At 37.0% G+C, this 25,031-nt stretch carries 11 protein-coding genes; 10 read left to right on the top strand and 1 reads right to left on the bottom strand.

What is annotated here, in order from left to right:
- Window positions 1-961 precede the first annotated feature (961 nt).
- The 7 genes from G3A47_RS20585 (at window position 962) to G3A47_RS20555 (ending at window position 17,023) form a co-directional block, all read left to right on the top strand.
- A complete protein-coding gene (locus G3A47_RS20585; RefSeq protein WP_166925839.1) occupies window positions 962-4,066 on the top strand; it encodes a SusC/RagA family TonB-linked outer membrane protein in 3,105 nt (1,034 codons plus the stop codon).
- A gap of 37 nt (window positions 4,067-4,103) precedes the next feature.
- Complete coding sequence (locus tag G3A47_RS20580; RefSeq protein WP_166925837.1) at window positions 4,104-5,612, top strand: RagB/SusD family nutrient uptake outer membrane protein; 1,509 nt, start codon at window positions 4,104-4,106, stop codon at window positions 5,610-5,612.
- 101 nt (window positions 5,613-5,713) lie between these two features.
- Window positions 5,714-7,123 (top strand): aryl-sulfate sulfotransferase, encoded by a 1,410-nt coding sequence (locus G3A47_RS20575; protein ID WP_166925835.1) that lies wholly within the window; start codon window positions 5,714-5,716, stop codon window positions 7,121-7,123.
- Between the two features lie 204 nt (window positions 7,124-7,327).
- Entirely contained in the window at window positions 7,328-8,317 is a 990-nt protein-coding gene (locus G3A47_RS20570) for a c-type cytochrome (protein WP_166925833.1), read from the top strand.
- 38 nt (window positions 8,318-8,355) lie between these two features.
- Entirely contained in the window at window positions 8,356-11,364 is a 3,009-nt protein-coding gene (locus tag G3A47_RS20565; protein WP_243860530.1) for a glycoside hydrolase domain-containing protein, read from the top strand.
- A 352-nt stretch (window positions 11,365-11,716) separates the two neighbouring features.
- Window positions 11,717-14,812, top strand: coding sequence for a DUF5107 domain-containing protein (locus G3A47_RS20560; RefSeq protein ID WP_166925868.1), 3,096 nt, complete (start codon window positions 11,717-11,719; stop codon window positions 14,810-14,812).
- 27 nt (window positions 14,813-14,839) lie between these two features.
- Window positions 14,840-17,023 carry a M1 family metallopeptidase gene (locus G3A47_RS20555; protein WP_166925831.1) on the top strand — a complete coding sequence of 728 codons (2,184 nt, stop codon included), beginning with the start codon at window positions 14,840-14,842 and terminating at the stop codon, window positions 17,021-17,023.
- Window positions 17,024-17,348: 325 nt separating this feature from the next.
- Here the strand turns inward: G3A47_RS20555 and G3A47_RS20550 are convergent, their stop codons facing one another.
- A complete protein-coding gene (locus G3A47_RS20550) occupies window positions 17,349-17,999 on the bottom strand; it encodes a sugar-binding protein (protein WP_166925829.1) in 651 nt (216 codons plus the stop codon).
- A gap of 647 nt (window positions 18,000-18,646) precedes the next feature.
- Here G3A47_RS20550 and G3A47_RS20545 point away from each other — a divergent pair.
- From G3A47_RS20545 to G3A47_RS20535, 3 genes are all read left to right on the top strand, one after another.
- Window positions 18,647-21,730 (top strand): SusC/RagA family TonB-linked outer membrane protein, encoded by a 3,084-nt coding sequence (locus tag G3A47_RS20545; RefSeq protein ID WP_166925827.1) that lies wholly within the window; start codon window positions 18,647-18,649, stop codon window positions 21,728-21,730.
- Between the two features lie 13 nt (window positions 21,731-21,743).
- Complete coding sequence (locus G3A47_RS20540; protein WP_166925825.1) at window positions 21,744-23,441, top strand: RagB/SusD family nutrient uptake outer membrane protein; 1,698 nt, start codon at window positions 21,744-21,746, stop codon at window positions 23,439-23,441.
- A 112-nt stretch (window positions 23,442-23,553) separates the two neighbouring features.
- Window positions 23,554-24,897: a DUF3472 domain-containing protein gene (locus tag G3A47_RS20535; protein ID WP_166925823.1), complete on the top strand. Its 1,344-nt coding sequence runs from the start codon at window positions 23,554-23,556 to the stop codon at window positions 24,895-24,897.
- The last annotated feature ends 134 nt before the right edge of the window (window positions 24,898-25,031 follow it).

Genomic DNA, 25,031 nt, shown 5'->3' with positions numbered 1-25,031 from the left:
TCGCAAAGTATCAATACAAAGCAAAGTCTTTTGCACGCAGATTTTGCAGATTAAGCCGATATTTGTTTTGTGCTCAGATAAAATCTGAATAAATCTGCTACCCGAGCGATAGCGAACTGGCGAAGCAAATCTGCGTGAGAAAACTTCCAAGAACTTGAACCATCAGATTTGTGGACTAGCATAAATACAACCTGCTATAAAAAAACTTTGCGTCTTCGCGACTTTGCGAGACCCAAATCTGTCTTTAAAATATTCCGGATATATTTATCCAAAAACAACCTCAACCGCTTCAAAAACGAATTCTTAATTTTTTGTTAATTTTATTTTCTTCAAAAATTAAAAATAACTTAAAAACACACTCCATTTTAATCTCATTTTCAAGATTATTTATCACATCATAAATTTAACAGGAAATGCCCTTTTTTAAGCCATTATTTTTGCAGATATACAAGTCCTTTTTATCCACACAAGATGTTATTTTTATTTATCAAATATTCACACTTTTTACACAAGAACTAATGATAACCAACTAAATAACCGTATAACATTAAAAAATACTCAATCAAAAACATCATTTCCGTGTCAGAATATTTCACGAAAAACATATTGTTTTAAGTTAAAAACTACATTTTATATATTTTTATGTGCTCGAGAACATTAATTTAATGTGTTCGAGCACATTTTATTGTGATTTTCTTGTTTTATAAAAATATAATCGATAATTTCGTTAGGTACTATTCTTAAAATTAAGTTAATAGGTGAAATTTTAAAGCATTTTTAGAAGGTTTAAAGCAGGCAGAAATACAGCAAATAAACCGAAAGTAAGGTTGACAAAATGAAATGGTGATTTATTGAAAAACGAATTCAATTCATGAATAACATAGTATTCCCAGTCAAAAAAGAAATCCAAAACCTACAAATAAAAAAAGCAGATTATTAATTAACCAAACTCAATTAAAGTATGAAATTATTAACCCAAAAAAAGCCTAGAGATTTTCGGATTAATGTTCTATCCGGTAAAAAGGTCAAATTAACAGTTCTCTCGTTATTAGTTTTTACGTTTCAGGCCTCGGCAGCTTCTTTATTGCATACGACGTACAAAAATAATACTGGGTTGTTTTTTGAAAAAACGATTAAAGGCAAGGTAACGGATCAAAACGGACTTCCTTTGCCGGGTGCTAATGTTTTAGCAAAAGGTTCCACTACCGGCGTACAAACAGATGTTGACGGTACTTTTACGATTACAGTTGCAGACAATGTTACCAAACTTATAGTGTCTTACATTGGAATGGAAGATCAGGAAGTAACAATCGGGAGCAGCTTTCTAAAGATTACAATGAAAGAAACCGGTCAGAAATTAGATGAAGTTGTGGTTATCGGGTACGGAAAACAAAAGAAAAAAGACCTTACCGGTTCAATAAGCTCCATTAATAAAGACAATTTAAATTTAGGCGGAACTGTTACCAATGTAGGTCAGGCTTTGCAAGGTCGTGCCTCGGGAGTACAAGTTCAGCAAAACAGTTATGCGCCGGGAACTTCACCCTCTATCATCATCAGAGGGGGAAATTCTATTAACTCATCCAATAATCCTTTGTATGTTGTAGACGGATTTATCACCGCCACGGGTGCTTCTATAAGTCCAAATGATATTGAGACGATTCAGGTCTTAAAAGATGCTTCTGCTACCGCTATTTATGGCTCGAGAGGAGGAAATGGTGTCATCATGATCACGACCAAAAAAGGAAAATCCGGTAAAATGCAAATTGAAGCGGAGATTTCTGATGGTTTTCAAAGTATTATCAAAGAACCTTCTTTGCTAAACGGGCAGCAATATGCTTCCATTCAGAATGCCATTGCAAAAGAAAACGGCAGACCGCCTGTTTTCCCGGCAAGTTTTCCGATTGCCAATACCAATTGGTTCGAAGCTGCAACACGTCCGGGAGAAGTGATTAACAGAACGATTACTTTTAGCGGAAGCGACAAAACCTCTAAATTTTTTCTTTCCGGAAACTATTTGAAACAAACCGGAGCACTGGAAAACACAGACTTTAAAAGATATACGGTGAGAATGGGCGGTGAAAAAAGATTTAGCGATAAACTAAATATAGGAACAAATGTTTACGGCTCAGCCAGCGAAGGAAACAACAGTGATTTCGGAGATAATATTTTAGCGCCATTGTTTTCTATTCAGACCGCTCCCCCATCTGTTCCAATTTACAATCCCGATGGTTCCTATTATAAGTTCCAAGGAAAAGACAATGCCTTAGCGCTGTTGTTAGAACCTACAGATCATCAGATTAACCGATTGGTCAACGGAAACATGTTTATGGACTATGAAATTATCAAGGGGCTGACGTTTCATTTTGGAGCAGGTGCAGAATGGCAGGAAAACATTCAGGGAAAATATACGCCTCGTACTTTGGTTGCCGGAGCAGCACTGAAAGGTTCGGGATCTCAAGAAAACAAAACCTACTTCAGATGGATTACCGATACGTATCTGACTTATAATTTTTCTATAAAAGAACATAGCATAACCGCAATGGTCGGGACTTCCAATCAAAAAGATACTTACGAACGTATAAAAGCAGCCGGTACGGGTTTTGCCAGTGATGAACTAACCTATCACAGACTTGAGAGTGCCTCTGTTTATCTAAAACCTGAAACCCAAAAATTTGAAACGAAGCTAACTTCTTATTTCGGAAGGCTGAATTATTCTTTCGCAGATAAATATCTGGTTGCATTTACTTTTAGACTTGACGGCTCTTCCCGATTTGGCCCTAACAATCAGTATGGAAAATTTCCATCCGGAGCGATTGCTTGGAAAATTACAAACGAGCCTTTCATGAAAAATCAAAATATATTTTCCGAGTTAAAATTTAGAGCAAGCTACGGTGTTACGGGAAGTGATGGTGTAGGTGATTACAAATTCCTTTCTTTCTTATCACCTTGGGGAGTAACAATATCACCGGGTAATTTTGTCGGTGCTAATGAGCCTACCAACTTGCCAAATGTTGATTTACAATGGGAGCAACAAACCCAAATCAATTTTGGTCTGGACATGGGATTCTTTGACGACAAATTAAGTGCTACCCTGGATGTGTACAAAAAACGAACTACAGACGCTCTATTGGATGTTCCTGTTGGAAGATGGTGGGGTTTTGGTTCACAAACCATTAACTCAGGTACTGTCGATAATAAAGGGATTGAGCTAGGTTTTACCAGTCAAAATTTCAAAACAGATACTTTTACCTGGACAACGTCTCTAAATATTGCGTACAACAAACAGGAAGTCGTATCACTTGCCAACAATGTTAAGATCATCAGCAATAACACCTCTAACCCAAGCGGTACGGTTTCCGGGCAAGAATTTACCCGATTAGAACCCGGCAAAGAAATGGGTGTACTCTACGGATACAAATATGCCGGAGTCATAAAAACAGGAGAAACTTATGCAGCTCAACCTCTTTCTGTACCGGGAGATCCAAAGTATGAGGATTTAGACGGTGACGGAACTATTACAGCCAAGGACAGAACTTATTTAGGTAACTCTACTCCTCATTATACTGCCGGTTTAAACAATGATTTTAAATATGGAAATTTTGATCTGAATATTTTCTTTCAGGGTGCTTTTGATTATTCTGTGTACAATATGACTGCTATGGTTGGAGAATCTACAACCAGTACTGACGCCTTAAATCGTTGGGTTGCGGGTACAAACGAAAATACCGATATCCCGAGAGACGGGTATTATAAAAGTAAATATGGTAGTTATGTCAATTCAAAATTTGTTGAAGAAGCCTCTTACCTTCGTTTGAAAAATGTTACTCTGGGGTATAGTATTCCGCAAAGCGTGCTGAAACAAATTAAATTTATAGACAATATCAGATTGTACGCTATTGGCCAGAACTTAGTGACCTTCACAAAATACTCCGGAAATGACCCTGAAGTAAACGGACATTTTGTTGCTGATAATACCACAAAACAAAACTTAGGCGGTGGAATTGACTTTAATTCCTTTCCGGCTTCCAGAACGTTTATTTTAGGTATTAAAGTTACCATTCACTAGTCTAAAGTACTTTTTTAATAACATTAAATTTATTAAAATGAAAAAATATACTATCCTTTTACTTTTACTCACCGCAGGAATACAGTTTTCGTGCAATGAGGATCTTGATCCCACGGTGTACAGTAATTTGACCAATATAAACGGTTATAAAACAAAATCGGATGCGATAGCGGCTGTTAACGCGATCTACGGAAGACTAAAAGGTCCTTCAGTATCGGATAATTTTTCATACTGGGCTACCCGCCATTTTGCGCTAACCGATATTGCAACCGATCTGGGACATTGCCAGTATGGTGGAGATCCCGGACAATTGTCGTTAGGAACCTGGAATTCAACCAACGGTTTGCTTGCAGAAGACTGGAATTCTATGTACAAGTTGATCTCCAATGCCAATAATGCGATTTACTATATCAATCGTATGCAGGAAATCACTAATGCAGATAAAACCCAATTTATAGCAGAAGCCCGATTTCTGAGAGCCTCCGCCTATATGGACTTAACAGATTCCTGGGGCCCCGTAATTTTAATTACGGATGCTAATTTAGATAATCCAAACTATCTGGAGCAAACCCCTCCAACCTCTGTTGAGGCAATTGATGCTTTTCTGATCAAAGAACTTAACGAAGCTGCTGCTGTTCTTCCTGTAAATTATCAGGACAACCCTACTTACGGAGGTAATGATGTAGGTCGTGCTACAAAAGGCGCCGCCCTTACTTTATTAGCAAAATTGTATTTGCGTGCCCACGATTGGCCAAAAGTGGTTACCCTTACGCAACAAGTCATGAATTTAGGACAATACAGTCTTTATCCTAGTTATTTAGGATTGTTTAAAGAAAGTAACAAATGGTGCGCCGAAAACATTTTTTCTTCTCTGAGTGATGCCAATACCAACGGAACGGAACTATTGAATCACTTTGGGCCAATTGATCATCCGGTTGTTCAAAACAGATGGCAATATTACACCGTAAACTGGGATTTCTACAACACCTTTGGAAATGAAGATGAGCGAAAACAATGCTTTTTTCCTGAATTTATGGGAACTGATGGTTTGCTGCACAAACAAGCACCTTCTTTGGGCGCAGAACCTCCTGCCGGCGTATTTTACATGCCCGATGTAGCGACCAAAAAATATGCAGACGATGAAACGACCACCTATTATGATGGTCATAGTGTAAACATTTTACGTTATGCAGATGTATTGTTAAGCAGAGCGGAAGCCTTAAACGAAATCAGTGGTCCAACTATTGAAGCTATTGATCTGATCAATCAGGTTAAAGGAAGATCTCACGCCAAACTACTGGTTCTCGCAGATCACACACAAAGCACACTGAGAGATGCTATACTACAAGAGAGAGGATGGGAACTTTTCTACGAAGGCAAACGTCGTTCAGATTTAATCCGAATGAACAAATACGATGTACTTGTAAATGCCTATCATCTTAGAGTTGGAGAAGCTGCACTAATCAAAATGCCTCAAAATAAATATTATACGTATCCGCAGAGCCAGGTTGACCTCAACCCTAATCTGAGTAACGCCAACAGATAATAAAAGCAGAAAAATCAGGAACAGCTAAACGTTTTTAATGTTGTCTGTTCCTGATTACCTACAAAAGAGGTATCTTTCTGTTCCACAAAAGAAGCTTTCCTATGATCAAAAAATTAATTGTAAAATGGTCTTTTATTTTGGTGCTGCTTGTATTGACAGGTTGTTCTAAAAATCAGAATCGTATTCTAAACATTACTATTGGCACTCATAGCAACAACGAACTGAAAATTCAGATCGATGTTAGTACGAGTGACGATCTTCAGGTATATGCGGAATATTGGGCTGATAAAAAAGGAATAAAAAACAAAGTGACTTCGCCTGTTTCAAAAGCAGGGCTTTCACATTCTTTGGTGCTTTGCAACATTTCGCCTGAAACTAACTATAGTTTTCAGTTGGTTACTATTGCAAACGGAGAAAAAAAGACAAGTAAAGTATATCATTTTAAATCCAGAAAATTACCGGAATGGCTACAAAAACAATTTAAAGCGAATTTTCAAAAACCGGAGCTTTTACCTCAAAATTTCAAAAAAGGCTTTTTACTAATGGGCAAAAGAGAAACGCCGGGTGTCGCTTATATTGTAGATTACAAAGGCAATCTGAGATGGTATCATACAGTAGAAGGAACAGGTTTTAAGGTGACACATTTTACTAAAGACCAATCTATTATTGCCATTTTAGGAAAAAACAATGAGCCAACAAGTTATGGCAGTGAGATTTTGGAAATCAATTTACAAGGAGATACTTTAACACATATTAAAAAAGGACAAGGCGATTTTAAACAAGTCATTCATCATGAAATCATCAAAAAATCGACCAATGAAATTGTTACTTTATTTGTGGATGAACGAATAATCGACTTAACCGCCATCGGTGGTAAAAAACAAGATACAATCAATGGAGATGGTATTCTTATCTTAAACAAAAAAGGAAAGCAACTTTGGAAATGGAGTGTTTTTGATGACCTCGATCCGATGAAAGATAAGGCATTATTAAAAACGAAAAAAGACTGGATGCACGCCAACAGTCTGAATTATGATAAAGACGGAAACTTTCTGATCTCTTTTTATAATAACGGTCAGATTTGGAAAGTGGATGCCAAAACGGGGAAAGTAATCTGGAAAATAGGGAAAAATGGTACCCTATCTCAAAACGAAGATTCCAATTTCTCGCAAGCACATGCCGCCCACATTAATCCGGAAGGCAGTTTACTTTTTTTTGATAATGGTGTTGACAAAAAACAATCTTCTGTATTTGCTTTGAAAGTAAACGAGAAAGATCGTTCTGTACAACTGGATTTTCAGATAAAATTGCCCAAAGAAATTTATAATGACCGAATGGGAAGTGCTTATATGATTGACAAAGAAACGATTTTATGCTGTTGCTCCAAAAGACATATAACGGTTCTGACGAATAAAAAAGGGGTTTTACTTTGGGCTTTAGAGTCCGAAATTCCTCCGTATCGGGTTGAATTTATAGAGGAAGAAAAGCTAAAGCCGTTTCTTTTAAATTAAAAAAACTTTGGCTGTATTTTTTAACACATAGAGACATAGTTAACTGGGCGTAAAAAAGCGTTTTACTTAAAATAAATCACATAAGACGAGGTAGAAAATTATGATTTTCCTGAAACCTCTTAAATTGTTAATTCTAAAGTTACGCAGTTGTGTATTAAATAGATTTCTTTTTAGTATTCGAGTATCAGATTAAAATTTTTAAACATGAAAAAAATAATTCTTATTGGTTTCTCTTTAGTGCTGCCAATTGTAGTTTTCAATTCGTGCAATACTTCTAATTCTCAAACATTAGCAAAAGAGACTTCAGACGATGAAGGATACATTACTATAGACACCTCAAAAATTCCGGACGATCAATTTGGTGAATCCGTTCGTTATGGAAGAGAATTAATGCTAAAAACAGCTTATTATATTGGTCCAAACGGCATCAACGGAAAATATTTAGGTAATAAAATGAATTGCACCAATTGCCATCAGAACGCCGGTACAAAACCTTATGCCTTTAACTTAATGTCTTCACACGATAATTATCCGCAGTATCGCGGACGTGAGAATAAAGTTCTAACGCTGGCAGAACGTGTTAATAATTGCGTTATGCGTCCACATTCGGGCAAACCTCTTCCGCTTGACGGAAAAGAAATGGTTGCTTTTTTATCGTATTTTAAATGGATTAGCAAGTTTGTTCCAAAAGACGGACAATTTAAAGGCGCCAAAAACCTGGAAATTGATTTTCCAGATGTAGCAGCCAGTCCCGAAAGAGGAAAAGCACTGTACATCGAAAACTGCGTTCGCTGTCACGGAAATGACGGAGAAGGAAAATACAACGAGGATAAATCCGGTTACGTTTATCCACCGCTTTGGGGACAATATGGCTATCAGCCGGGTTCAAGCATGCATCGGGTTATCAAACAGGCACAATGGCTAAAAAGCAACATGCCATACGATAAAGTAACAGTTGGAAAACCCTATCTCACAGATGCGGAAGCACTTGATATTGCCGCCTATGTAAATGATGATGCTATACACAGCAGACCAAATCCGAAAACATTTGACTATCCGAATAAAATGGGCAAACCAATCGATTATGCCCACAGTCCATTTAGTGATACTTTTTCTGAAGAACAACATAAATACGGGCCTTACAAACCCATTATCGCTTATTGGAAACAAAACGGATGGAAAGCCGTTTACTAACTTTTTATATAATTACCCTCCTTTAACTTAAACAAAAAATGAAGTCAAACCTTAAGAACAAACCAATTTTAAATCGAATATTGTTAATGTGTTTTTTCATTCTCAGTATTCCATTGAGTGCGCAACAAATAAAATATACCGACGGCAACGACAGTTGGAACCCAAATCAACTGGGAAATCATCGTGCAGTAGTGGTATTTTCCGGCACCGGTACTGTTGCTAAAACCACTATCGAATGGCGCCGAAGAGATGAAAATCCGGAACAAAAAAGAATTATCGTTCAGGATGCCACCGGAAAAGAAATTACAAATCTAAAAACGGCAAATATCAATAGAGAAAGTGGTACCATTTTCTTTGAACCTGTTTCAGGTCAAACGACTTATTATGTGTACTATATGCCTTATATTGACGAAGGTGATGCAAACTATCCAAAAGGAGTTTACGCCAAACCGGAAAACAAAGCCAATGCCCAATGGCTGGCAAAAATAAAAACGGATGTTGCAGACAATACTGTTGTTAAAGAAATTCAGAGTGTAAATGCTTTTAACAGTTTTTACCCGATGGAAGTAATTGCCACAGCAGCAGAAACCAAAGACCTCATTGCTAAAAACATCGGTAGTTCTTTTATCGTTTTTCCGGAAGATCGATTAAACTCCATCCGAATGAAAAATGATCTGCCACAGCGCTGGATACAAAAAGGAGTTCAAAACACCTTTTCAGACACGGCATTAAAGGGCGAATATTTGGCTTTTCAATTGGGGGTTTATGCTTTGCAGGATATCAACAATTTAAAAATTACTTTTTCAAATTTAATCAGTAGTACGGGAGCAATCCTTGAAGCAAAATACATCAACTGCATCAATACTGACGGAACAAGATACGACGGATCTGTTTTTGCCAATACGGTTTCGGTTTCAAAGGGAAAAATACAAGCCATGTGGTGTGGTATTGATATTCCGCAAACTACGGCTGCGGGAACCTATACCGGAAAAGCGGTGGTAAGTGGTGACGGCAAAACAAAAGAAATCACACTTCAAATAAAAATAAGCAACGAAGTTACCCAAAACGGCGGAATCGATTCTCCGGAAAAAATGACACGTTTAAAATGGTTAAATTCAACCTTAGCTCAGGAGAATACTGTCATAGCACCTTATATTCCTATAACAGTTAAAGATTCTGAGATCTCTTTATTGGGAAGAAAATTAGTTTTGGGGGCCAATGGTTTTCCAACTCAAATACAAACTTTCTTTACTCCCGAAATGACTTCTATTGGTACCAAACCAAATGATATTTTCACTGCTCCGGCAGCATTTCATTTTATAGATACCAACGGAAAAGAATCTCTAAAATGGAAAAATTCAGGTCTTAAATTCCTGAAAAAAGAAGCCGGAACCATTTCCTGGGAAAATGTTTCTACTTCACAATCCCTTCAAATGGATGTTACAGGAAGTATTGAATTTGATGGGTTTGTATCGTATGCTGTAAAAATTACCGCTTTGGAAGATGCTTCTTTTAACGACATCAATTTTCAGCTGCCGATGCAGCCTTCTGCTTCAAAATACATGATGGGATTAGGTCAGAAAGGCGGAGATCGCCCTCAGACTTTGGATTGGAAATGGGATGTGGCACACAAAAATCAGGATGGTGCCTGGATCGGAAATGTGAATGCCGGATTGCAATTTTCTTTGCGAGACGAAAAATACAGCCGTCCGCTAAATACTAATTTCTATTTGCAAAAACCGCTGTTGTTACCTTCTTCCTGGGGTAACGAAAACAAAGGCGGAATTACGATAACACCAAACCAAAAAACAGTTTTGGTCAATGCCTACAGTGGCAATCGTTCGCTAAAAAAAGGAGATGTTTTATACTACAACTTTAATTTATTGATAACTCCGTTTCGTAAAATAGATACTGATTTTCAATGGAACACCAAGTTTTACCATAAATACAGCAACCTGGATACAATCGCTCAAACTGGGGCAACGGTAGTCAATATACACCATGCCAATGCGATTAATCCGTATATCAATTATCCTTTTATTGAATTCAAAAAAATGAAGGATTACATTGATGAAGCACATCAAAAAAATCTGAAAGTAAAAATTTACAATACGGTTAGGGAGGTTTCCAATAAGGCTTATGAAACTTTTGCTTTAAGAAGTTTAGGACACGAAATTTACTCTCCGGGAAAAGGAGGCGGGTTCTCCTGGTTACAGGAACATGTTGGCGATGATTATATCGCTGCCTGGTTTGTTCCAGAAATAAAAGATGCTGCCATTGTAAACAGCGGTATGAATCGTTGGCACAATTATTATGTGGAAGGAATGAATTGGTTGACACAAAATGTTGGCATTGATGGTGTTTATTTGGATGACGTGGCTTTTGACAGAATCACTATGAAACGTATCAAAAGAGTGCTTACCAAAGACGGTCATCCGGGAATTATAGATTTACACAGTGCGAATCAATACAACAAAAGTGATGGGTTTAACAACAGCGCCAATTTGTATATGGAGCACTTCCCGTACATCAATAAACTATGGTTCGGAGAATATTTTGACTACGAAAAAAACAATCCTGACTTTTTCTTGACAGAAGTAAGTGGTATTCCTTTTGGACTAATGGGAGAAATGTTGCAAGATGGAGGAAATCCGTGGAGGGGAATGGTATACGGAATGACCAACAGAATGCCTTGGAGCCACAATGCTGACCCAAGACCAATCTGGAAATTATGGGATACTTTCGGAATTAAAGGTTCTGAAATGATTGGGTATTGGAGTGAGAACTGTCCGGTAAAAACAAGCAATGAAAAAGTTTTGGCAACGGTTTACAAAAAGAAGGATTCGGCTTTAATTTCGATCGCAAGCTGGGCTGATACTGATGTAAAAGTAAAACTGAACATTGACTGGAAAAAACTCGGAATCAACCCTGCCAAAGCAACCATTACAGCATTGGAAGTGGCTAATTTCCAACCTGCACAGAACTTTACAACAAAAGAAGAGATTCCGGTTGCTAAAGGAAAAGGCTGGTTGCTTATTGTGAAGTAATTTTCGATACTAAACGACAGGTTTATTAACACTGGGGTATTTCTCACAAAGTCGCGGAGTCGCAAAGTTTTTTTTCTTTTTTTTAAACTTGGCGGCTTTGCGACTTTGCGAGATTTTTTAGGCATACCGAAACATAGCTCAATATTAAATACTTGACGTATATTTTTTTAAACACATAGAAACATAGGTTTATAGAAAAGGAAAAAAGATTTTTATAGCCCAACTTATTGGGTTCACATAGCTTTGTGCTTTTACAAAAAATAAAATGCCTTTTTTAGTCGACCAAAATCTATGTTCCTATGTGTTAAAAATCTTATCCCGTTATACTTACCAAACCGATAATTCATTTCCTATGAAACTCAAACCGCTACTACCCTTTTTTCTTTTTGGCAGCCTTTTGGTAAATGCCCAGAAAACACCAACCATAAAGGAATATCAAAAAGTATTTACCACTTATCCTTTTTCAGATCCTGATCCGATTCCGAAGCCGGATACCAAAATTTATCCGTACTTCCGTTTTGATGGTTTTACCGATAAACCCATCCAAAAAGAATGGAAAGTGATTGAGTTGGAAAATGATTATATCAAATTAATGATTCTGCCCGAAGTAGGTGGAAAAGTTTGGTCTGCGATAGAGAAATCAACCGGAAAAGACTTTGTTTATAACAATCATGTTATCAAATTCAGAGATATTGCCATGCGTGGCCCCTGGACCAGCGGTGGTGTAGAAGGCAATTATGGCATTATCGGTCACACACCAAATTGTGCCACTCCGGTCGATTTTATAACTATTAACAGAGAAGACGGAAGTGTCAGCTGTGTGATTCAGGCTTTAGACTTATTGACCCGTACTTCCTGGAAACTGGACATCAATCTGCCAAAAGACAAGGCTTATTTTACCACCAATTCGTTTTGGTTTAATTCCACAGAATTCGAACAGCCTTATTACACCTGGATGAATACCGGAATCAAAGCAGCCGGAAATCTACAGTTTATTTATCCGGGCACCACCTATCTTGGTCATGATGGCGAGCACAATGCCTGGCCAATCAATAAGCAAAACGGCAAAGATGTCTCTTTTTATAACAACAACGATTTTGGCGGTTATAAATCCTATCATGTCTTTGGAAAATACACTGATTTCTTCGGTGGCTATTGGCACGACGAAGATTTTGGAATGGCCAGATACAGCAACCACGATGATAAAGCAGGCAAAAAAATATGGATCTGGGGGCTCTCACAACAAGGAATGATTTGGGAAAAATTATTGACCGATACCAACGGGCAATACGTAGAAGTACAAAGCGGCAGATTATTCAATCAAGCCAGTGAAAATAGCAGCCTAACTCCTTTTAAACAACGCTCATTTGCTCCTTATCAAACCGATTCCTGGACTGAATATTGGTTTCCTGTAAAACAAACCAAAGGTTTCGTAAAAGCTAATAATTATGGTACAGTAAATGTCAAAAATGAAAATGGGTGGCTGAAAATCTATTTTTCTCCGCTTCAGAAAATAAATGATAAACTGGACATTTTTGAAGGCGAAAAGAAAATCTATTCTAAAACTATTTCGCTTTCCACCTTGCAGGTATTCAAAGACTCTGTTTCAGTTTCAGTTGATCCGAATAAAATAAGGCTTACACTTGGCGAAAATAAACTGGTCTGGAATTCTGATCCTAAGGACGGAAATCTCAGCCGTCCGTTAGAAATGCCAAAAGATTTTGACAACAATTCGCTGTACGGATTGTATCTTCAAGGAAAAAATTACATCAGTTTTAAAGATTACATCAAAGCGGAAGAAAAACTATTGGCTTGTCTAAATAAAGATCCAAACTACGCCCCCGCTCTGACTGATCTGGCTTCTTTACAAATTAGAAAACTGCAATACAAAGAAGCAGTTGCAACAGCAAGTAAAGCTTTAGCCATAAACACTTACGATCCTGCGGCAAACTATTATTATGGTTTAGCCAATTTACATTTAGGAAACAGCACCGATGCCAAAGATGGTTTTGATATTGCAGCCTCAAGTGTCGAATATCGCACCGCTGCTTATACCCAATTAAGTAAACTTTATTTTACCGAAAATGAACCGGAAAAAGCAATAGAATATGCCGAAAAAAGCCTCATATACAACCAATACAATCTGGAAGGTTTACAATTGTTGGCGGTACTTTATCGTGTGCAAAACAACTCCGAAAAAGCTACTGCAGTATTAGCCAAAATTACCGCTATTGATGCGTTGAATCATTTTGCTCGATTTGAAAAATACCTTTGGGAAAACTCAGCAGCAGCAAAACTACACTTTACCTCTCTTATCCGAAATGAAATGCCGGAGCAAACGCATCTTGAATTAGGCATCTGGTACCAGCAATTGAATCGTACAGACGATGCTTTAAAAGTTTTTGCACTTGCCAATCCAAATGCTGAAATTAGGTACTGGACAGCCTTTTTAGAAAATAAAACTGTTGATTTAAGCAACATACAACCCGGGACCAGTTTTCCTTTCCGTCCCGAAACTGCTGAAATTCTCGAAAAACTAATCCCTACAAATGAGCAATGGCAATTGAAATACCATTTGGCTTTAATTGAATGGAATCGCAATTCGCTTTCCAAAGCCAAAGAATTGTTTTCACAATGTGGTACCAAACCAACAGATCCTGCTTTTTATGCGGCTAAAGCGACTTTACTAAAAGACAACTCTAATCTGGTTGTATCAAGTTTGCAACAAGCCATTAAATTAGACAATCAAGGCTGGAGGTATTATAAACTGCTGACAGAACATTATATCAGTCAAAAACAATATTATAAAGCACTGGCAATTGTAGCTCCTTTTTACAAAAAACATTCAGAAAATTATATCATCGGAATGTTGTATGCCAAAACGTTGTTATTGAACAAAAAATACGTAGAAGCGGATGCTTTTTTGACCCAACTGGAAATTCTTCCATTTGAAGGCGCCACTATAGGAAGACAGCTTTATCATGAAGCCAAACTGATGCAGGCAGTAACTCAATTGAAAAATAAACAATACAAAAAAGCACTTCAATTTATTGCCGATGCCAAGTTGTGGCCATCCAATCTGGGTGTAGGAAAACCCTACGAGGAAGATATCGACGAAAGACTGGAAAACTGGCTGGATTATCAATGTTATAGCGGTCTTAATAATTTGGAAGCTGCTAGGCAAGCATTAGAAAAAATTACTATTTTTAATCCGAAAATAGATAATACGGTTATGAACTTTTTACCCGCAAATCAACTTGTCTCTGCCTGGGCAATTGAAAAAACTTCTTCTTCGGAAAAAGCGGCGGCATGGTTAAAAAATCAAGCTTCTTTATATCCTTCCAACAAAATTATTCAGTGGACTTTACAAGTATACACTAAAAACCCGTCGGGAAATTTAACCGAAGAGGAAAAAGACGGTGAAGTTCGAATTATTGAAAAACTATAAAAACTACCTTATATAAATTAAAATACCATGAATAAACATTTTTTAAAATACACCTTTTTTAGTCTTGTCGTATTGGGCTGCCAAAATATAGAGGCACAAAATGCAGAGCAAAACAAAAGTGATTTGTCGATTTATAGAGTTACACCTTTAAAAGTTCACGATTTGCTTCATACCAAGCTCGAAGTCTCTTTTGATTATGGAAAACGTTATTTGTACGGAAAAGGATGGCTTACGCTAAAACCTCATTTTTACGAAACAGATACACTTACTTTAGATGCCAAAGGAATGGATCTTAAAGAAATTGCCATTATTGACGGACAAAAAAGTATTCCTTTAAAATACAAATACGATAACCAACAGATTTTTATTACACTAAACAGAAAATACCAAAGCACAGAAAAATATACGATTTTCATTAATTATACAGCAAAACCGGATCAATTAAAAGCCAAAGGAAGCAATGCGATTACGGATGCAAGAGGTCTGTACTTTATAAATCCTGACGGAAAAGGAGACAAACCGGTTCAAATCTGGACGCAAGGCGAAACAGAAGCTTCTTCGGCCTGGTTTCCGACAATTGACAAACCGAATCAGAAAACAACTTCTGAAATCGCTATGACGGTAGAGTCCAAATACACCACTCTATCCAATGGAAAGTTAACCGCACAAAAAGTAAATAAAAATGGTACGCGTACCGATACCTGGAAAATGGAATTACCGCATTCTCCTTATTTATTTATGATGGCAGTTGGCGATTTTAAAATCTATAAAGACTATTATAAAGGAAAAGAAGTCAGTTATTATCTGGAGCCAAAATACGCACCCTATGCGAAACAGATTTTTGGAAAAACACCCGATATGATGGCTTTTTACAGCAAAATGTTAGGCGTGGATTATCCTTGGGTAAAATATTCACAAGTGGTAGCCAGAGATTTTGTTTCGGGTGCAATGGAAAATACTTCGGCCACTTTACATGGTGAATATGTGCAAAGAACCGAAAGAGAATTGTTAGACGATAATCAGGAGAGTACCATTGCTCACGAACTTTTTCACCAATGGTTTGGAGATTATGTTACCGCCGAATCCTGGTCTAACTTAACCATGAATGAATCTTTTGCCACTTTTGGTGAAGTACTTTGGCATGGACATGATGCAGGACAAGACGCAGAAGACCGATCTCGTTATGAAAAATTACAAAATTACCTGCGTTCTCAAAAAAATGGGGACAGCCCTGTTTTAGCTCGTTTTCATTACGAAAACCAAGATGATATGTTTGATAATATCAGCTACTCCAAAGGATCCATTATTTTATATGCCTTAAAAAATCAAATGGGTGATGCGGCCTTTTTTAAATCCTTAAATCGTTACTTAACTGTAAATGCTTTTAAATCGGGAGAATCACATCAACTGCGTTTAGCAATGGAAGAGGTCACCGGGAAAGACTGGAGCCCTTATTTTAACCAATGGTACTACCAAGGTGGGAATCCTATTTTAAATGTCGAATACGGATATGCAGATGGAAAAGCAACTATAGCGGTAAAACAAACACAAGAAAGCTCCGTTCAAACGTTCAGCCTTCCTCTAAAAGTTGATTTTTACGTTAACGGAACCAAAATAAGAAAGGATATTTTAATTGACAAAAGAGAACAAACTTTTAGTTTTGATGTACCGGCACAGCCTAATTTTACAGACCTGGATCCTGATAAAATTTTAGTAGGTAAAATTATTGACAACAAAAAAATAGCAGATTATCTTTTTCAATATAAAAATGCTCCCTCCTATTACAACAGAATCGAAGCGGTTAAATTTGCCACTACAGCTAAAAGTCAGGATGCGCAGCAAATTCTATTGGCCGGTTTAGAAGATCAACAAGACGATGTGCGCGTTTTAAGCATCAAAGCAATTAGTTTAGAAGACAATCAAACCAAAAATGCTGCTCTAAAAAGCTTACTGAATATCGCCAAAAACGATAAAAAGACAATTGCAAGAGCTGCCGCGATTATAAAATTAGGTTCTACAGTCAATCCGGAATATAAAGGATTGATGCTGGAAAGTATCAAAAACCAATCATATAATGTAATTGCAGCCGGCATCTGCGGATTAACCAAATTTTCAGCTGATGAGGCCGACAAAGCATTAAATTCTTTAGACGAAGACACTAAAAACCATGTAACTCCATTAATCAAGAGGTTCAACAGTCAGAAATACTAAAAAACGACATCAAGAAACTTAAGATCTAAGTACCTTAACTTAGTTAGTATTATTTGTTTTTGGAAGAGATTGTCTCATAGCTGTGAGACAATCTCTTTTTTTTTGTGCTTTATTCAAGCCATACTATTTCTAACTGTCGCTATTGTATTACCACCCTATCATTTACCGAATCGCCCTTGTAATTATCATTTCGACGCAGGAGAAATCACACCCAGTAATTCGACAAAGATTGGCGACATACTGTGTGGAGTTTCTAGTGTGATTCCTCATTCTTCGTAATGACACGGTAGAAAACTTTGCGCCCCTAGCAGTTAAACAACAACCGCTATTCCATTAAAACAAACCTCCCAAAAGAAGAAGCGATATGAAAATTAGGCGTCTCCGTGCCCGGATTCACCCACGTAATCCAGGTAGGTTCATATTGTGCATCGTTATTTTGAGAAAATTTAGCACGATACACACCTGTTTCTATGATGTTATTGTGAATTAAATCTAAAGCTTTTAAAGACGAAATACTAATCTTACCCTGAAGTATAAAAAAAGTACTTTCCTTTGACGCCTTGAGCTTTAATTCGTTCTTAGGCCAACTCCACTCAAAATCAAAATTATGATTGGGATACGCCTCAAAATCCATCACTCTGGCTGTTGTATCCATCTCCAGACAATAGTATGGACTCATTGCTTCATTTTTTCTAAAAAACAATTCTACGCGGTCCGAATTTCCGATACTGTCAATACTATCGTCTTTTTGATCAATATAAATGTTACCATCAAAAACCTTAAAATTAAAATACAAATAGTCAAAATCCCAGAGTGCCCGAAATTCAATTTTTGAAAAAGAATCCGTATTCCAGGGCGAACAAAAATCAGTTAAACAATTTGCTTTTTCCCAGAAATTAAAATCTAAATCTGCAGCCTCATTTTTTTTCTTTTGGTCGATAAATTTAACCTGATATTCTTTTAAAATTGCGCTCATATTTTTTCCGATTTTCAACTATTCGTTAACCAAATTTGGCTGGCATTTTTTCGAAATTTCAGTGCTCAAAAAAACACACTTTTATTTCGCTTTTGAAAGGCTAATATAAGTCAAACTTTCCGTAAAAGGAACACTACTTTTTAAGTTATTTTTAACTCTGAAATAAAAAACCCACAAAAAAACACGATATCATTTCTCAAACAAATAATCAACTTATTAGCAATATACAGCTTCAAAAATTAACACATTCTTACTTAATAAAACAAAATAACTATTATTTACTAAAAGCAAAATATTCAACTTAAGATTCCTGTTAAACAAAAGAACGTTGTCTTTTCTATTTTATTTTAAAAAATCGTCATCTTTTTATGTCAAAAAAAGCAATTATTGCATTTTTATGTGCTCGAGAACACAAATTTTGTGTGTTCGAGCACATTTTTTCTGTTTTTTCTTGTTTAATAAAAATATAATCGATAGTTTCGTCGAATAATTAAAATTTAGTGCTCCATTTTTAGTTCCGTTTCACTCTTTTTTTTTGCGTATTAAAGTGAAAATAAAGGCGGTAATAAAAACTAAGTTTTAACTATTGAAAGAAAAAAAATCAACTAACAAAAGATTCAATTTTATTAATCAAAACCAACCAGAGTATGAAAAAAGTATTTGCAAACGAGCCCCGAAACTCAGCCCTGCAAACTGTACTTGACAAAAGCTTAAAAGCGGCTTTAGTTTCACTTTTGTCATTAAGCTTTCAGACAGCCGATGCAGCTGCTCCCTCCACTGAAAGAACTTTAAACAAAACCAGTTTATTCGCATTCCAGAAAATAGTAAAAGGGAAAGTAGTAGATGAGAAAGGAATTCCGATTCCCGGAGTAAATGTTATCATAAAAGGATCCAAAACCGGTGTTCAGACCGATATGGATGGTAGTTTTGCTATCGATGTACCCAATTCTTCTGCTGTATTAGTGTTCTCTTTCCTGGGTATGCAGGAACAAGAAGCACCGGCAGGAAGTGGTAATTTGAAAATCACGATGAAAGAAGCCGGACAACAAATGGATGAAGTTGTTGTTGTTGGGTACAGCAAGGTTAAGAAACAAAGTTTGACAGGATCTCTGCAAACTTTAGACGATAAAAAACTGCTTGATGTTACCACTCCTAATGTCGAAAACCTATTGGCAGGAAAAGCAACCGGGGTTTTTGTCAGTACAAGTGGCGGTCAGCCCGGAGGTGTATCAAAAGTAGTAATCAGAGGAAAAAGCACTGTAAACGGAAGCACCGATCCTCTTTGGGTTGTAGATGGTGTAATTGTAGGGAGCAGCTCCCCAACCATGAATCCTTCTGATATTGAATCCCTAACCGTTCTTAAAGATGCCGCTTCTACAGCAGTATACGGTTCACAAGGTGCAAACGGTGTTATTGTGGTAACGACAAAAAGTGGTAAAGCCGGTAAAGCAACAATCAACTTCTCTGCCAAAACTGCTTTGGCCAGAATAAATTCAGGCAATTTCAAAGTCATGAACGGAGCCGAATTATATGACCTGTACAATTCTTTTTCGAACAAACAAATCTTTCAAAATGCATCCTGGTGGACACCTGAGTTAAGAAACAAAAACTACGATTGGTGGAAAAACGGTACTCAAACCGGTGTTGCCCAAGATTATAACTTATCTGTAAGCGGTGGTGGTGAAAACTTTAAAAGTTATGTTTCAGTAGGCTATTATGAAGAGACCGGAGCCATAATTGGTTATGATTATAAAAGATATAATGGTTTGATGAAGTTTGAATACAAACCAAATAGCTGGTTAACCATAAGACCTCAGATAAACTTAACAAAAGAAACTAATTACGACAAACAACATTCTGTTGGTGCTATGTATCGTAATCTGCCATGGGATAGCCCATACTTACCGGATGGATCATTGGTAGGAAACGCACCGAATCCAACCTGGGTCAATACGACCGGATCTAATTACTTGTATGACTTACAATGGGATTTCTCTGAATCTGCAGATTTCAACGTGCGTTCCAATCTGGATTTTGATATTAAATTTACTAAATGGCTGACTTTTGCATCTGTAAACAATTACATTATTGGCAATGGAAATTCTAGCTCATACTCTGATCCGAGATCTTCATCAGGTTTAGCCGTGAAAGGTAGAATTGAAGATTATTTCAGTACGTTCAACAGACTTTACACCAATCAATTATTAAAATTCAATACCAAAATTGATAAACACGAAATAAACGCTATTGCCGGTTATGAGTGGAATGAATATAGTTCTAAATTCAGCAACGCTATTGCAACCGGAATTCCTCCTGGAATCTTTGTAGCAGATCCTGCTGCTAAACCGGAAAAAGTAAAAGGAAACAGATCAGAATGGGCAGTACAATCTCTACTTTCCAATATGAACTACTCTTACGATAACAGATATTTAGCTCAGTTTTCTTTCCGTCGCGATGGTGCCTCAAACTTTGGAAAAAATGCACAATATGGTAATTTCTTTTCTATTAGTGGAGGATGGAACATTCACAATGAAGCCTTCTTTAAAGCTGATTGGGTAAATAACCTGAAGTTAAGAGCCAGTTATGGTTCAGTAGGTAATCGTCCTAACAGCTTATACGGACACTTGCCATTATACTCTTTCTCTCAAAGTTATGACGAAAATCCGGGTGCTTTGATTTCTCAATTAGCAAATCCTGATTTGAGCTGGGAAAAAACATATACTGCAGGTATAGGTCTGGATGTAAGTTTATTCAACAGAGTAAACATCACATTTGATTATTACAATAAAAACACCTCCGATTTATTGTACCAGGTTCCGCTTCCGGGAGTTATTGGTGTAACTAGTATCTGGAGAAACGTTGGAGCTGTAAACAACAGAGGTTTTGAAGCTTCTATTAATGTAGATATCATTAAAAATGAAAACCTGAAATGGTCTTTTGACGCCAATATTGGTGTAAATAAAAACAAAGTAACCGGCCTTTACGGAGACCGTAAAGAAATTATTGTTGGTGATGGTAGTGGTGTTGCAGGTTCTGCTTCTAAACTATTAAAACCAGGTACAGATGTAGACAGCTGGTACTTAACAGAATGGGCAGGTGTTGACCCGGAAAACGGAAAACCACAATGGTATACTACCAATGCTGATGGAGAACGCGTAAAAACATACAATTATGCAGATGCTTTCAAAAACAGAAAAATAATAGGATCATATACTCCAGATTTCTTTGGTGGATTCTCTACAAGTTTAAACTATAAGAACTTTGATTTTGCAGCCATTTTCAGCTATTCTGTTGGCGGAGAAATCTATAACTATTCAAGAACAGAGTTTGACTCAGACGGAGCTTATACCGACAGAAATCAAATGCAACTGCATAGCGGGTGGAGCCGTTGGGAAAAACCCGGTGATATTGCTACACACCCACAGGCTGTTTATGATAATACAAGCAACTCAAATAAAGCTTCTTCCCGTTTCCTTGAAACCGGAACTTACCTGAAAATGAGAAGCCTTTCTATCGGATATAACATACCGGTTAAAAATACAGGTATCAGCGGTTTAAGATTATTTGTTGCAGGTGAAAACTTATTTACGATCTCTCATTTTTCAGGTGTAACTCCGGAGTTGTCACCAAATTACAATAGTGCAACCGGTCAATATGTAATTTCGGGTGTTAATACGGGCGTATATCCACAAACGAGCAGAGTTACACTTGGACTTAATCTAACACTTTAAAAAAAACAAAATCATGAAAAAGATATTAATATTAGGTATTGCAGTTAGTTTTCTGTCCTCATGTGAGTTAGACAGAGAGCCATTTAGCTCCTATACACAAGAAAAAATACAACAAGATAAAGAAGCTTCAATCGAAGTTTTACTAAACGGGTGTTATGCACAACTAAAAGGATGGTCAGACGTAATGCATCGTGTTGGTGAATATCCGGGCGATAACATCATGATCAGAGGGACAAGTACTGACTCTTTTTACTCGTTTATTTCTTATCAACACATTCCTGATAATGGCAGATTATCTACTTTCTGGAATAATGGATACAAAATCATTTCACAATCAAGTGATTTGATAAAAATTATTTCTGAAGGAGAAAGCGCTGCAGTTGATCAACAACTTGGAGAAGCTTATTATCTAAGAGGTCTGATTTATTTTTACTTAGGAAGAACTTACGGAAGACCTTATTCACAATCGCCTGAGACAAATTTAGGTGTGCCAATCGTAAATGGTCTGCCGGCTGATATTGGTAACCTTCATTTACCGGATCGTTCAACTGTAAAAGCAACTTACGATCAGGCAATAAGTGATTTGAAGAAAGCTGAAGCTCTTATGACTGTTGGCAAGGCTGCTTCTTTTGCAACCAAAGAAGCTGCACAGGCGATGCTTTCAAGAGTATACTTATACATGAGTGGAACTTACGAAACTCCAAATCAGCAGTATGCAACACTTTCTATAGAATATGCTCAGAAAGTAATTACAAGCGGAAGATACAATTTGTTGAGTCGTACGAACTTTATGAAATACAATACTTTTGCACCGGACGCTCCTGAACAAACTGAAACCATTTTTGCAATCAAAAGAGTTGCATCAGAATATTCAGGATTTGATCACTATTATGGAATTGGCGGAATGTATGCCAATATTCAGGGACAAGGATGGGGAGAAATGTATGCCAGTGGCGAATATCTTGACTTATTACGAAAAGCCGGTCTGAAAAAAGATGCTCGTTGGGCGTTCATCGATCCGCAATTTACAGAAGATGCTAATGGAAATAAAACACCAGCATTCCGTTTTGTTGTTGATGTTTTCAATACCGCTGGGGCTCAAACCGGTTACAATTATGTACAACAACCGTTAAAAACAAAACCGAATGGAGATTACTATATCACCATTTCAAACACAGATTATGATCTTACCGTAGTAAACGCAGCCGAAAATCAATATGCGATCACCTACCAAGGTAAAATCTATACCGGTGAAAAAGATTACATGATGCTTTTAAATCGTGTATACCCAATGTTCTATATTACAAAATGTTCTTTACAGAATAATGATTCACACCTGCACTCTCCTATTATCTCGAGATTGGCAGAAATGTACCTGAACATGGCAGAAGCGTATGCTAAAAAAGGAGATTATACCAATGCATTGACCAATCTTAATATTATTAGAGAAAGATCAATTGTTGGCGGAGGTTACACTTCATTAAACAGTACCAATGCCGTACAAAGAATTGATGAAGAGCGTCAGTTAGAATTGGCCTTCGAAGCGCACCGTGGTTATGATGTTTACAGAAACGGACAAACCATGACACGTCACTATCCGGGTCCACATTTGCCAATGATAGATGTTCCGGCTTCAAGTCCTCGTGTGATACAATACATTCCGCAATCGGAAGTAAATGCTTATCCGGGAACTTTGACTCAGAATCCATAAACGTTTAAATATTTGTTTTTTGTTTGTTTACGACCTCTCTAATTAAATAAACTATTAGAGAGGTTGTTTTTAAAATAGCTTATAAACCATAATCCTATAACAACCTCAAATAATGAAAAATATATTTTACCTGTTTCTTGCCACCTCTTTAGTATCGTTTTCCTGCGCCAGCAATAATGATGATTCATCACAGAACAATACACCACCGGGAAGCGAAACTCTACTAACAAACCCAAAAACAAAAATTTCCCTTCCGCTTGGCGGGAATGCTTATAGCTCTAAACATCTGGATGGAAACAACACCATTACAGACAACGGTATAGAAAACTGGACCGATTCCAGTGAGTTTTTTACCGCTTATTTTAAAATTGCAAAAGCCGGAACATTCCAAATTACCGTAGAAGAATCTGTTGAAGTAAATGGAAAATCTGAAGTAGAATTTTCAATCAACAACGAGTCCAAAAAAGTAAGTTTCACTACCACAAAAAAAGCAGTTATTGCCGGAACCTGGGCCATTAAACAAGCCGGTTATGTTGCAGTCAAAATAAAAGGAATCAGCAAAACAGGCGATCGTTTTCCGTCTATTAGTCGTCTAACGATTGCAAGTGCTGATTATGAAGGCAAAATAGCTTATGTACCAAATAACGAAGGCAGCTTTTATCACTGGGGAAGACGTGGCCCATCTGTTCACTTAAACTATCAGGTACCGGAAACCAGCAATATCGAATGGTATTACAATGAGTTGACAATTCCTGAGAATGAAGACAAAATAGGTTCTTATTTTATGGCGAATGGTTTTGGTGAAGGTTATTTTGGAATTCAGGTGAACTCTGCAACAGAACGAAGAGTTTTGTTTTCGGTATGGAGTCCGTTTACTACCGATGATCCGAACAGTATTCCTGATTCGCATAAAATCAAAATGTTGAAAAAAGGAGAAAACGTGTACACGGGAGAATTCGGAAATGAAGGTTCAGGTGGACAGAGTTACTTAAAATACAATTGGAAAGCGGGAACGACCTACAAGTTTTTACTTCGTGGAACTCCGGCAGGAAACAATACCACTACTTACACCGCTTATTTTTACGCACCAGAGTTAGGAAAATGGTCCTTAATTGCAAGTTTTAACCGTCCTGAGACCAATACCTACCTAAAAAGATTTCACTCCTTTTTAGAGAATTTTGTTCCGGAACAAGGAGATTTTTCTCGTAAAGTTTTATTCAACAATCAGTGGGTTTGTGATGATAAAGGAAGTTGGACTGAAATTAATACCGCTCGATTCACAAACGACAATACGGGAGCTAAAGAATACAGAATGGATTTTGCAGGTGGTTCAGAAAACGGTTCTTTCTTTCTGAAAAACGGAGGTTTCTTTAATGATTTTGTAACGCCAAAAACTACCTTTACAAGACCGTTAACGAATAAAAAGCCGGAAATAAATTTCACTGCTTTGCCATAGGTAATTGACAGAAAAAATAAAAGTTAACCTGTTAGATGTAATTTGTATTTTTTTATAACATATAGAACCATAGATTTTATTTAAAAAAAGGAGTTTAAAAAAGAAACACGCTTCTTTCACATAGTTAAACTATA

The organism is Flavobacterium poyangense (genome assembly GCF_011751075.1).
GTDB lineage: Bacteria > Bacteroidota > Bacteroidia > Flavobacteriales > Flavobacteriaceae > Flavobacterium > Flavobacterium poyangense.
This window is presented reverse-complemented; position numbering and strand designations above follow the sequence as displayed.

Coding starts and splice junctions, on each gene's coding strand:
- G3A47_RS20585 (WP_166925839.1), top strand. CDS start 962: ATGAAATTATTAACCCAAAAAAAGCCTAGAGATTTTCGGATTAATGTT.
- G3A47_RS20580 (WP_166925837.1), top strand. CDS start 4,104: ATGAAAAAATATACTATCCTTTTACTTTTACTCACCGCAGGAATACAG.
- G3A47_RS20575 (WP_166925835.1), top strand. CDS start 5,714: ATGATCAAAAAATTAATTGTAAAATGGTCTTTTATTTTGGTGCTGCTT.
- G3A47_RS20570 (WP_166925833.1), top strand. CDS start 7,328: ATGAAAAAAATAATTCTTATTGGTTTCTCTTTAGTGCTGCCAATTGTA.
- G3A47_RS20565 (WP_243860530.1), top strand. CDS start 8,356: ATGAAGTCAAACCTTAAGAACAAACCAATTTTAAATCGAATATTGTTA.
- G3A47_RS20560 (WP_166925868.1), top strand. CDS start 11,717: ATGAAACTCAAACCGCTACTACCCTTTTTTCTTTTTGGCAGCCTTTTG.
- G3A47_RS20555 (WP_166925831.1), top strand. CDS start 14,840: ATGAATAAACATTTTTTAAAATACACCTTTTTTAGTCTTGTCGTATTG.
- G3A47_RS20550 (WP_166925829.1), bottom strand. CDS start 17,999: ATGAGCGCAATTTTAAAAGAATATCAGGTTAAATTTATCGACCAAAAG.
- G3A47_RS20545 (WP_166925827.1), top strand. CDS start 18,647: ATGAAAAAAGTATTTGCAAACGAGCCCCGAAACTCAGCCCTGCAAACT.
- G3A47_RS20540 (WP_166925825.1), top strand. CDS start 21,744: ATGAAAAAGATATTAATATTAGGTATTGCAGTTAGTTTTCTGTCCTCA.
- G3A47_RS20535 (WP_166925823.1), top strand. CDS start 23,554: ATGAAAAATATATTTTACCTGTTTCTTGCCACCTCTTTAGTATCGTTT.